The sequence below is a fragment of the Pseudodesulfovibrio indicus genome, from assembly GCF_001563225.1.
Taxonomy (GTDB): Bacteria; Desulfobacterota; Desulfovibrionia; order Desulfovibrionales; family Desulfovibrionaceae; genus Pseudodesulfovibrio; species Pseudodesulfovibrio indicus.
In genome coordinates, this window is sequence record NZ_CP014206.1 from 1,808,443 (window position 1) to 1,820,296 (window position 11,854).

Below are 11,854 nucleotides of genomic sequence, written 5' to 3' on the forward strand. Positions count from 1 at the left end.
AGTTAACGTTGGCTGAAAAAAGGAAATTCGACGTGATCGTGATCGGGTCCGGCCCCGCAGGCGGCATCGTGGCCCGGAAGTGCGCCGAAGCGGGGCTGTCCGTGGCGGTGGTGGAACGCAACGGATGGGGCGGGGTCTGCCCCCTGCGCGGCTGCGAACCCAAGAAAATCCTGGCGGACACGGCCCATGCCGTGGTCCGGGCGAGGGACATGGCCGCCCACGGCGTGACCGGCGACGTGGGGCTGGACTGGCCCGCGCTCATGCGCTTCAAGCATTCGTCCATCGATCCCATCTCGGACGCGGTGTTCCGCTCCTTCGAGCGCCGGGGCGCGGCGACCTTCCACGGCGCGGCGCGTTTCACCGGCCCGGACACCTTGGAGGTGGAGGGGCATGGTTCGATCGGCGCGGACCGCATCGTGGTCGCGGCCGGGGCGGTTCCCCGGCGGCTGGACGTTCCGGGCGAGGAGCTGCTGCTGACCAGCGACGACTTCCTCGACCTCGATCCCCTGCCCGAATCCCTGATCTTCATCGGCGGCGGGTTCATCTCCTTCGAGTTCGCCGGGGTCGCGGCCGCGGCCGGGGCCAGGGCGACCATCCTCCACCGCAGCGGCCGGGTCCTCAAGGGGTTCGACGAATCCCTGTCCCGCAAGCTGGTGCTGGCCATGGAGGCCCAGGGCGTGGCCGTGCACACCGACCTGCCCGTGCGGGCGGTGGAGCGGCACGGCGACGGCGTGCTGGTGCGCTGTGCGGACGCGGACGGCGGCGAGCGGACCTTTGTGGCCTCGGCGGTCGTGGAGGGCGCGGGCCGGGTCCCCGACCTGGACGGGCTGGCCCTGGACCGGGCCGGGGTGCAGGCCGGACCGCACGGCATCGAGGTGGACGCCAACCTGCGCTCGATCTCCAACCCCCGCGTGTTCGCGGCGGGCGACTGCGCCGCCACGGGGCTGCCCCTGACCCCGGTGGCCGCGCTCCAGGCGGACGCGGTGGTCCGCACCCTGACCGGCAAGGGACCGGCAACCGCCGACCTGACCGGGACCGGGGCCGTGGTCTTTACCCATCCGCCCCTGTCGGCGGTGGGCAGGCTTGAGGAACAGGCCCGGGAGCAGGGATTCGAGTTCGACATCTTCGAGGGCGACGCGGCGGGCTGGGCCGAGCATGAAAGGCTGGGGCTGTCCCACGCGGGCTATCGGGTGTTGGTGGAGCGGGGAACCGACCGCATCCTGGGCGCCCATTATCTCGGCCAGCACGCCGAGGAGATCGCCAACATCTTCGGCTTGGCCATCCGCCACAACCTCACTCGCGCGGACCTCCTGGCCCATCCCTGGGCGTACCCGTCCTTCGGCTACACGGTGAGGTACATGCTCGGATGACCCGGATCGAACAGCCTGAGAAACGGTTCGCCGTGGAGGGCGAGATCGTTGTCGACACCCTGACCGGCCTGGTCTGGCCCCGGTCGGCCCAGGCCGCCGAGACCGGGCTGTCCTGGCCCGAGGCCCTGGAGCTGGTGGCGGCCATGAACCGCGAGTCGCGGCACGGCTTTGCCGACTGGCGGCTGCCCAACCGGCGCGAGCTGTATTCGCTCATCGACCACGCCCGGCGCGAGCCGGCCCTGCCCGAGAACCACCCCTTCGTGAACGTCTGGTCCGGCAAGTGCTGGACCTCCACCAGCTCGGCCCGGGACCGCGCCTATGCCTGGTGGGTGCAGTTCAGCGGCGGGCGCATGTTCTTCGGACGCAAGACCGACGACGCCGTGGTCTGGCCCGTGCGCGGGGAGTCTGATTTCCTCTTCGTCACCGGGCAACGGGCCTGCTTCGATGCCCGAGGCGAGCCCGTGGAGTGCGCCGGGACCGGCCAGGACGGGGCGCTGCGCATGGGGCTTCCCTGGCCCGAGCCGAGGTTCGCTCCCGCCGAGGGGGGCGGCATGCTGGACCGCATGACCGGCCTGATCTGGATGGAGAGCACCGACCTGGCCGGTGGGATGGTGGACCATGCGGCGGCCCGCGAAGCAGTGGCCGGACTGGCCGCCGAGACCGGCCTGCCGTGGCGGCTGCCGGAGATCATGGAGCTGGAGTCGCTGACGGACTGCTCCCGTGCGGACCCGGCCCTGCCCGGCGGACACCCCTTTCGCGACGTGCGCGAGGAGTACTGGTCGGCCACGGACAGCGGCTACGAGCAGGGGTGGGCCTATTGCCTCTACCTGCACAAGGGCGCGGTGGGCGTGGGCTTCAAGGACCACGCCGAGTTTCACGTCTGGCCCGTGCGCGACGCCTAGGCGCGGGAGTCTTCATCCTCGCGGCACAGCTCGATGAGATTCGTGAGTTCCTTGCCCGCTTCGCCGAAGTTGAAGTGGTCTATCTGGTCGCAGATGTGCGTGGTCTGCACCGGGGCCGAGTGCCGCAGGTCCTTCTCCACGTCCCGGAACACGGTCCGCGCGTCCACGTCGTGCTTCCGGAGCAGGGCCAGCAACCGTTCAAGCTTCGGCAGCAGGGCCATGACTCCTTCCACGTCCAGCTCGCCCAGGTCGTCCTCTTCACGTTCCTCCGAGGGGAAGGCGGCCTGGATGTTCTTGCTTACCTCTCGCAATTCCTCCACAGCCCGTTTCAGGAGGGGGCGGCTGTCCACATGACCCAGCCGGTTCTCCAGCTCGGAGAACAGGGCGTGTAGCCGGGCGGCGCCGATGTTGCCCGCCACGCCCTTGATGTTGTGGGCCAGTGCACGGCTCTCTTCTACATCATCCTCGGCCCCGGCGGCCAACTTGTCCAGCATGGGGCCGCTGTCCTTGGCGAAGTCCAGGAGCAGCTTTCGGTAGAGGGCTTCGTTGCCGCGCAGCCTGACCAGGGAGTTGTCCACGTCGAGGCCGGGGATGGTCGGGAACCCGCCGTTCTTGGGGGCGGGCGCGGGACCGGTGGCCGGTTCGGCCTTTTGCGCTTCCCCGTGGTCTCGGCTCCCGGGTAGCCATTTGGACAGGGTTTCCATGAGTACTTCCGGGTCGATGGGCTTGGTCACGTGGTCGTTCATGCCGGACCCCAGGCTTTTCTCCCTGTCGCCCACCAAGGCGTGTGCGGTCATGGCGATGATCGGCAGGTCGGTCTTGCCCGCCTCCCGAATGGCCTTGACCGCCTTGAATCCGTCCATGATCGGCATCTGGATGTCCATGAGCACCGCGTCGAAATCCTCGGAAAGTGCCAGCTCCACGGCCTCCCGGCCGTTGGTCGCGATGGTCACGCTGATGTTCGCGCCCTCCAGTATCTCCTGTGCTACCTGCTGGTTGATCTCGTTGTCCTCGGCCAGCAGGACGTGTGCGCCGCGCAGGTTGTCCGGCACGCCGCCCTGTGCGGCCTGCACCACCGTGCCGGTGCGTCGCTCGCTGTTGCCGCTTAAGGCGTCCATGATGGTGTCGAAGAGTATGGAGCGGTTGAACGGCTTGAGCATGAACCCGTCCAGCCCCGCTTCCCTGGCCTGGTGGCGGATGGCGTCCTGGCCGTATGCCGTGAGCATGATCACCTTGGGCTTTTGGGTGATGTCCCGGTTCTTGCGGATGGCCTTGGTCAGCTGGATGCCGTCCATGTCGGGCATGTTCCAGTCGGTGACCACCAGCATGATGGGGTCGCTCCCGTCGCGCCGGACCAGGATGTCCAGGGCCTCACGGGCGCGGGTCGCCATCTCCACCCTGAAGGTGAAGGATTCGAGCACCTTGCACATGACCTTGCGGGACATCTTGGAGTCGTCCACGACGAGCACGGCCATGCCCCGTATCTCGGAAGGGTACTCGAAGGTGTCCTTGGCGTGTTCCGGCTGGAGTTTGAAGGGCAGGGCAAAGGTGAATTCGCTGCCGAATCCGGGGTCGCTGGTCACGGTGATTTCGCCGCCCATCAGCTCCACCAGCCGCTTGCAGATGACCAGCCCCAGTCCGGTGCCGCCGAACTGGCGGGTGATGGAGCCGTCCGCCTGGCTGAAGGGTTGGAACAGCCGGGCCATGTGCTCGCGGTCTATGCCGATGCCGGTGTCCCGCACCGAGAAGCGGATGACGGCATCGGTGTCGTTCTCCCGGATCAGGTCGGCCATGATCATGACCTCGCCCTCTTTGGTGAACTTGATGGCGTTGTTGGTCAGGTTGAGCAGCACCTGGCCGAGCCGCAGGGGATCGCCGCGCAGCCGGTTGGGGACCGAACTCTTGACCATGAGCAGGAATTCGATGCCCTTTTGCTCGGCGGTCAGGCCGAGGATGTTGATGACGTTGTTGAGCACGTCGTCGAGCAGGAAGTCGGACTCCTCGACCGTCAGCTTGCCCGCCTCGATCTTGGAGAAGTCGAGGATATCGTTGATGATCCCCAACAGCGAATTGGCCGAAAGCGAAACCTTGGACAGGTAGTCGGCCTGCTTGGCGGTCAGCCCGGTCTTGAGGGCCAGGTGGGTCAAACCGATGATGGCGTTCATGGGGGTGCGGATTTCGTGGCTCATGCGGGCCAGGAAGTCGCTCTTGGCCCGGTTGGCCTCCTCGGCCTCCTTGCGGGCTGATTCCAGGGCCTGCCTGTTCTTCTCCCCGGCGGCCATGAACCGCGCCCGGGTCAGCCCGCCGAAAATGATGATCAGCATGAGCAGCCCGAAGATGACCAGGTAGTTGTTCCGGGCGGGTCTGATGGTTGCTGCCACCACCGAGTTGGGCGTGAAGCAGACCACCTTCCAGCTGTGGGTCTGGCGGGCATTGGTCCGGATTCCGGTCTGGGGGGAGACGCTCACCGTGGACACCGTGTAGACGCCCTCCCGAGTGGTGAACTGGCCGAAGTCGGTTTGCTGTATCCGCTCCCAGGCCTCGGGATGCCGGGCGCTGAACCGGATGTTCTCGCGCCCCCGGTACATGAACGCCCAGTTCTGGTCCGGAACGGGCGAGGCGAGCCAGTATCCGTCCTTGTTCAGAAGCAGGGTGGTGCTCCCCTGCAGGTCCCGGCTATCCATGCACTTGTCGATGATCCGCTGGCCCAGGTAGTTGAGAATGGCGATGCCCAGCCGCTTGCCGTCGTCGTAGACCGGGGTGGAGACGCGGATCATGGGCTTCAGGGGCAGTTCTATCTGCTTGTTCTCGATGTTCAGGTCGAACTTGGAGACGTAGACCTCGCCGTTCTTCAGCGGCAGGGAATCGGTGAAATAGTAGCGGTCGGACTTGTCCTGGAGATTGTCCGGCGGAACAGCGGCCGGGGAGCCGCCGTTATAGTTGACCCTGGTCAGCTCCATGCCCTCGTTGCTCAGAAGCCGGACCTGGTCGTAGGCCTCGCTGATGGTGCACAGAGCCAGGAATTCCGATTCCAGGTCGGCCCGGTTCTCGGGCGTGGGATCGAGAAGGAATCGCTTCGTCTCCACGTGGTTGGCCACGAGGGAGAGGTCCATGAACAGGTTCTTGAGGTCGAGGTCGATTTCCTGGGTGACCATCCTGTTGTGAACCTGCTCGTTCATCCGGATGGTCTTCTCGATGGAAGACCGCGCCTGGCTGTAGAGCATGTACAGTCCGAAGGCCGAGATTCCGCCCAGGAACAAAATGGTCCCGATAAAGCTGCGTACCCATATCGAGGTAAGTTTCAATCGTCTCACATCCAATCCTTGGTCTTCCGCCGGGAGTCGGGGACTGCCGATTTGGTCATACGATAGCGCGGTCCTTCAGGCCTGAGCATTATAAATATTCTGGAAAAGCGCCCGCGGCATGCGGCGGGCAAGGTTTTATCGACCTTATGACATATATCGAATAAGCGATTTCCCGGCCAAAGTGGATTATAATTGTCGGCCCGCACGGCCAGCGTAAACTTTTGTTTCGTTAATGCGCAAAGCGGAGGGTTCATGAACGAGAACGAAAAACAGACGGTGCTGGTGGTCGACGACGTGACGACCAACCTTGACCTGCTCGTGGAGACGCTCAAGGACGAGTTCCGCGTGCAGGCGGCGCTCAGCGGCAAGGAGGCCCTGGCCCTGGTCAATTCCTCCAGCCCGCCGGATATCGTGCTGCTGGACGTGATGATGCCGGAGATGGACGGGTACACGGTCTGCCGGATCATGAAGGAGGACCTGCGCAGCCGGGACATCCCGGTGATCTTCGTCACCGCCAGGGACCAGGAGGAGGACCAGGCGCGCGGCTTCGAGGTCGGCGGCGTGGACTACATCACCAAGCCGGTCAGTCCGGCCATCGTCCTGGCCCGCGTCCGCACCCACCTGGCCCTGCACAACCAGAACGTGCTGCTGGAGCGCAAGGTGGCCGCGCGTTCCCGCGATCTCTACCTGACGCGCCAGGAAATCATCCGCCGTCTCGGCGTGGCCGCCGAATACAAGGACAACGAGACCGGCATGCATATCATCCGAATGAGCGCGTATTGCCGCATCCTGGCCTTGGCGGCCGGTATGGACGAGAGCGCGGCGGACATCCTCCACAGCGCCGCGCCCATGCACGACGTGGGCAAGATCGGCATTCCGGACCATATCCTGAACAAGCCGGGCAGGCTCGACCCGGACGAGTGGGAGATCATGAAGACCCACACCACCATCGGGGCGCAGATCATCGGCAGGCACGATCACGAGCTGCTGGTCCTTGCCCGGTCCATCGCTCTGACCCACCACGAGAAATGGGACGGTTCCGGCTACCCGGCGGGGCTGTCCGGCGAGAACATCCCGCTGGAAGGGCGCATCGTGGCCCTGGCCGACGTGTTCGACGCCCTGACCTCCAAGCGGCCCTACAAGGACCCGTGGCCCGAGGACAGGGCCGTGGCGTACATCAAGGAACAGCGGGGGGTGCATTTCGATCCCGCTCTGGCCGACCTCTTCGTAGGCTGCATGGACGCCGTGCGCGAGATCAGGGAGAGCGTCGCCGACGAGGGGAGCCTCAACTGGGAAGGCCCGGCCTGCCTGGTCAGAACCGGTTCCTGACGATTCCGAACAACCCCGGCTTGCGGTCGTACTGATGGACCACGTGGGCGATCCTCCCCGTGGCGGTGAGGACGTTGCCGTCCGCGTCGGTCCGCGGTTCGCCCCTGGTCTGCGCCAGGGTCAGGACCGGCCCTTCGTCGCCCGTCAACCGGACTCCGGGGATCGCCCCCGTATGGATCAGGTGGTTGTGCACCCCCTGGTCGTAACCCGCCATGCACTCGCCGCCGGTCGGTGGAACCAGCAGCTCGGTCATCGACTTCAGATATTCGATCATGGACCGGTGGTCGGCCACGGTGGTCCCGGAGCAGGACACGGGCCGGTCGGCTATGGCGGCCAGCCGCTCCGGGCCAAGGTGCTCCCGCACCCAGCGGGCGTTGAACGGGCATGACCCCACGGTCGCGGATTCGTCCTCCAGCACGCAGTTGACCCCTTCGGGCCAGGGATGGGCGAAGGGGTCGAGCTGGAAGATCACGTCGCGCACGTCGGTTATCAGGATGCGGCGGTATTCCCTGCCGCAGGATTGCAACCAGTCCAGATAGAGGAAATAGCGCAGCGCGTTGTACGGCACCTCCTCCAGGCCCGGACGGCGCGCGGCCGGGGCAAGGGCGGCGCCGTGTTCCCGCATGCGGTCCAGGTCGCGGGTGGTCTCCGAGACGAAAAGAACGGTTTCGCCCGCAAACGCCGCCCTTTCCAGGGAAGCGAGAAACGGGCGAACGTCACCGTAATGATAGCCTGCCGCCAGGCCGAGAATCAGATCGGTCGCGGCCACGGCCTAGCTGGAGGAGGGCTTGCGCCTTCTCCTGCGCCTGCGCCGCTTGGCCTTGGGCTTGTCCTCGTTGTCGCCGGACGGTGCTTCGTCCCTGGCGGGCGCGGGTTCGCTCTCGGCCCTGGGCGGCCGTTCGGCCTTCTTGGGCTTGGCGGGCCGTTCCTGCGGTTCGTCCTCGCGGACGGGTTTTTCCTGCCTGGCGGGTTTTTCGGGCGCTTCGGCTTGCGCGGGCCGTTCGGGTTGTTCCGAACGTGCAGGCCGCTCGGACCGCTCCGACCGTTCGGGCCGCTCGGACCGCTCGGGCCGCTCGGACCGCTCGGACTTCTCCGGCCGCTCGGACCGTTCGGGCCGCTCGGAAGGCTCGGACCGCTCGGGCCGCTCGGGCCGTGCGGACTGTTCCTGACCGCCGCCTCGGCCCTCATCCTTGCGGGCGCCGCGTTTGCGGGCGGGCTTTTCGCGCTGGGGCCGGGGCTGCTGGCGGTCCGCCTCGGGAGCGGCGGGCCTGCCGTGCAGGGTGGGCTGGTAGATTTCGTCCAGGAGCATGGCGATGAGCGCCAGGGAGTCCTCGTCCCCGGCGTACTTCCGGGCCAGGGGCAGGAAGCGGGAGACGCGCTCCCTCTGGAGGTTGGTCAGCTTGCGGAAGTCCTTTTCCAGGATGGCGGTAAGCCGTTCCTCGATGATGGCGGTCACGTCCTCTTCGGTGGGGTCCTTGAGTTCGTCGAAGGAGATCTTGAACCGCGTGGCGATGCGCTCCAGCTCCATGCGCTGGATCACGTCCACCAGGGTGATGGCCGTGCCCGTGGCTCCGGCGCGGCCGGTGCGGCCCGCGCGGTGCACGTAGGATTCCGGGTCCTCGGGCGGCTCCATCATGAAGACGTGGGACAGCTCCGGGATGTCGATGCCGCGCGCGGCCACGTCCGTGGCCACCAGGAAGCGCAGCTTGCCTTCCTTGATGCGGGCCATGAGCGCCTCGCGCTTGTTCTGGGTCAGGTCCGAGGTCAGTCCCTCGGCGTCGAACCCGAACTGGGAGAGCAGGGCAGCGGTGAATTCCACGTTGCGCTTGGTGTTGCAGAAGATGATGGCCGAGGTGGGGTTCTCCAGCTCGATGAGCTTGATGAGCTTGCGCTCCTTGCCCATGGCCTGGACCTCCACGAACTGGTGCGCGATGGCCGAGACGTTGGTTTCGTCGGAAGAGAGGCTCAGGAATTCCGGCTTGTCCATGAACTCCTCGGCCAGCCGCAGCACGCTGGGCGGGAAGGTGGCCGAGAACATGAAAGCACCGTCGATGTTGCGCGGCAGATAGCGCTTCACCTCGACCATGTCGGGGTAGAAGCCCACGGAGAGCATACGGTCGGCCTCGTCGAAGATGAGCACGCGCAGGTCGTCCAGGACCAGGTTGCGGCGCATGAGATGGTCGAGGATGCGGCCGGGGGTGCCGACCACCAGGTGCGCGCCGTCGCGGAAGGCGTCGAGCTGCTCCTTGTAGCCCACGCCGCCGTAGACCGCGACCACCTTGAGGGCGTCGTCTCCGGCCAGCATGCGCGCCTCCTGGGCGACCTGCTTGGCCAGCTCGCGGGTGGGAACCATGACCATGGCCTGGCACTTGGGGCTGGCGGGGTCGAGTTTTTCCATCAGCGGCAGCACGAAGGCGCCGGTCTTGCCGGAGCCGGTGCGGGCCTGGACCATGACGTCCTGATTTTCGAGGAGGAAGGGGATGGCCCGTTCCTGGACCGGCATGAGCTTGTCCCATCCGGCCCTGTCGCACGCCTGGCGGAGCGGCTCCGGCAGGGTGTCGAAGGTGATCGGCTCGGGGCCGTTTACGACCGGGGTCGTTTCGTTCCCGTTGTCGGGATGCTGGGTGTCGTTTTCCATTGGTACCTACTGTGTGATGTGAATTCCGGCCATCGAGTATTGTGCATGGGGCCGGAATGGGAAATTTGTTCGTCGCGGGGAACACTATACCGGATTGCCCACGTTGCACAAGGTGGCCGGTCGCCCCTCCCCGTCAGTGGACGAACTGTTCATTGAATATGCGCTCCTCCAGGGAGTGTCCGGGGTCGAAAAGCAGTCGCGCGGGCCGGGAGTGGTCCTCCACCACGCGGACCCTGACCACGTCGCGGACCTCGAAGGAGTCGGCTGCGGCGCCCACGGGGCGGCGGGCCGGGTCGAGGATGTCGAACTCCACCACGGCGGAGTGGGGCAGCAGTGCGCCGTTCCAGCGCCGGGGGCGAAACGGGCTGACCGGAGTCAGGGCCAGGACGTTGGACCCCAGCGGGATGATCGGCCCCTGGGCCGAGAGGTTGTACGCCGTGCTGCCCGCCGGGGTGGCGACCATGATGCCGTCGCAGACGAGCCGCTCCAGCTTCTCCCGGCTGTTGATGCTCAGCCGGATGTTGGCCGACTGCTGCGAATAGCGGTGCAGGGACACCTCGTTGAAGGCCAGCGCCGAAAAGGTTTGTCCGTCCACGGTCTCGGCGGTCATGACCAGCGGATTCAGGGGCTGGGGCCGGGCCAGGTTGATCCGCTCCATCAGGCCGTCCGGGTCGAACCGGTTGAGCAGGAAGCCGATGGTTCCCCGGTTCATGCCGTAGAAGGGGATGCCCGCGTCCATGTATTCGTGCACGGTTTGGAGCATGAACCCGTCGCCCCCGAGGACCACCAGGGCGTCGGCCCGGTCCGCAGGGACCAGGGGGTAGCTCCTGGCGAGCCGGTCGAGCCCTTCGCGCGCCTTGGGCGTGTCGGACGCGACGCAGGCTATCTTCTCTATGGACGCGGCGCTGTGCATGGTCGTTGTCTTTGGGCGGAAAAACGGGAAAGGCCCCGTGCGGGGCCTTGGTCCTCTGTCTTAGAGCCTGGAGTCCAGGGGGATGTAGGTCCTGGGCTTGAGGCCGGTGTAGATCTGGCGCGGGCGGTGGATCTTGTTGACTCCGTCCCTGGCCGCCTCGTGCCAATGGGCGATCCAGCCCGGCATGCGGCCGATGGCGAACATCACCGGGAACATGTTCACCGGGATGTTCAGGGCGCGCAGGATGATGCCGGAATAGAAGTCCACGTTGGGATAGAGTTTGCGCTCGGTGAAGTATTCGTCGTTCAGCGCCACCTCGGCCAGCTCCAGGGCGATGTCCAGCAGCGGGTCGTCGTATCCTGTGGACTCCAGCATGTCGTGGGCCGCCTCGCGCAGTATCTTGGCGCGCGGGTCGAAGGATTTGTAGATGCGGTGGCCGAAGCCCATAAGCCGGAACTCCTTGCGCTTCACCCGTTCGATGTATTCGGGGATGGTCGCCTCGCCCTGGTTGATCTGCTCCAGCATCTTGATGACGCCCGCGTTGGCCCCGCCGTGCAATCGGCCCCACAGGGCGCAGATGCCCGCCGAGACCGAGGCGAACAGGTTGGCCTCGGTGGACTGGACCATGCGCACGGTGGAGCAGGAGCAGTTCTGCTCGTGGTCGGCGTGGAGCAGGAAGAACAGGGAAAGGGCGCGGACCTGGGCGTCGGTCGGCTCGAACTGCCGGTGCGGGATGGAGTGCATCATGTGCAGGAAGTTGCGGCAGTAGGAGAGCTTGGGGTCCGGGTACATGAACGGCAGCCCCTGGGCCTTGCGGTAGGACCAGGCCGCGATGGTGCGCACCTTGGAGATGATCTTGGCCGCGGCCCGCAGAAAGTCCTCCTGGGAGGAGAGCTCCAGCAGGTCGGGGTGGTAGCAGCCCAGCGCGTTGATCACGGCGGACAGGATGGCCATGGGATGGCCGCTGGACGGGAACCCTTCGAAATGATGGCGCAGCCCCTCGTGCAGCAGCTCCTGCTCGCTGAGGATGTCGCGGAATTCCTGGCGCTGGGCGCGGGTGGGCAGCTCGCCGAAGATGAGCAGGTAGGCGGTCTCGATGAACGTGCCCTGGGCGGCGATGTCCTCGATGGGGTAGCCCCGGTAGCGGAGGATGCCGTTTTCGCCGTCCACGAAGGTCACGTCGCTCTGGCACGAGCCCGTGTTGCCGTAGCCTGGATCATAGGTGATGTAGCCGGTGTCCGTTCGCAGGCAGCGGATGTCGATGGCATGCTCGTTTTCGGTGCCGACGATGACGGGCAGATCGTAGGTCTTGCCGTCGAGAATGAGTTGTGCGGTCTTGCCGGAAAGGGATTTGTCGTCGTTCTGCATCTGGTTACCTCTGGAGATCATAGGTCAAG

At 66.0% G+C, this 11,854-nt stretch carries 8 protein-coding genes; 3 read left to right on the plus strand and 5 right to left on the minus strand.

All coding sequences use genetic code 11. The annotated features are described in order from the left end of the window. The first annotated feature begins 8 nt into the window (after positions 1–8). Together AWY79_RS08100 and AWY79_RS08105 are read left to right on the plus strand one after the other, a co-directional pair. Positions 9–1,370: a dihydrolipoyl dehydrogenase family protein gene (locus tag AWY79_RS08100; protein ID WP_066802332.1), complete on the plus strand. Its 1,362-nt coding sequence runs from the start codon at positions 9–11 to the stop codon at positions 1,368–1,370. After that, positions 1,367–2,272, plus strand: coding sequence for an Lcl C-terminal domain-containing protein (locus AWY79_RS08105; RefSeq protein WP_066802334.1), 906 nt, complete (start codon positions 1,367–1,369; stop codon positions 2,270–2,272). Before AWY79_RS08100 ends, AWY79_RS08105 begins: the two co-directional genes overlap by 4 nt. On the opposite strand, the gene AWY79_RS08110 is transcribed toward AWY79_RS08105, so the two are convergent. After that, positions 2,269–5,586, minus strand: coding sequence for a hybrid sensor histidine kinase/response regulator (locus tag AWY79_RS08110; protein WP_133987083.1), 3,318 nt, complete (start codon positions 5,584–5,586; stop codon positions 2,269–2,271). The genes AWY79_RS08105 and AWY79_RS08110 overlap by 4 nt on opposite strands. Before the next feature lie 243 nt (positions 5,587–5,829). On the opposite strand from AWY79_RS08110, the gene AWY79_RS08115 reads away from it, so the two are divergent. Continuing rightward, positions 5,830–6,906 carry an HD-GYP domain-containing protein gene (locus AWY79_RS08115; RefSeq protein ID WP_066802338.1) on the plus strand — a complete coding sequence of 359 codons (1,077 nt, stop codon included), beginning with the start codon at positions 5,830–5,832 and terminating at the stop codon, positions 6,904–6,906. Here the strand turns inward: AWY79_RS08115 and AWY79_RS08120 are convergent. From AWY79_RS08120 to AWY79_RS08135, 4 genes are all read right to left on the minus strand, one after another. Further along, entirely contained in the window at positions 6,890–7,675 is a 786-nt protein-coding gene (locus AWY79_RS08120) for a hypothetical protein (RefSeq protein WP_066802340.1), read from the minus strand. The genes AWY79_RS08115 and AWY79_RS08120 overlap by 17 nt on opposite strands. 3 nt (positions 7,676–7,678) lie before the next feature. Next, positions 7,679–9,544 carry a DEAD/DEAH box helicase gene (locus AWY79_RS08125; protein ID WP_066802341.1) on the minus strand — a complete coding sequence of 622 codons (1,866 nt, stop codon included), beginning with the start codon at positions 9,542–9,544 and terminating at the stop codon, positions 7,679–7,681. A 133-nt stretch (positions 9,545–9,677) separates the two neighbouring features. Then, on the minus strand, positions 9,678–10,457 hold the full coding sequence (locus AWY79_RS08130) for an NAD kinase (RefSeq protein ID WP_066802343.1): 780 nt from the start codon (positions 10,455–10,457) through the stop codon (positions 9,678–9,680). 60 nt (positions 10,458–10,517) lie between these two features. Beyond that, positions 10,518–11,846, minus strand: a complete 1,329-nt coding sequence (locus AWY79_RS08135) for a citrate synthase (protein WP_078063706.1) — start codon at positions 11,844–11,846, stop codon at positions 10,518–10,520. Positions 11,847–11,854: the final 8 nt, after the last annotated feature.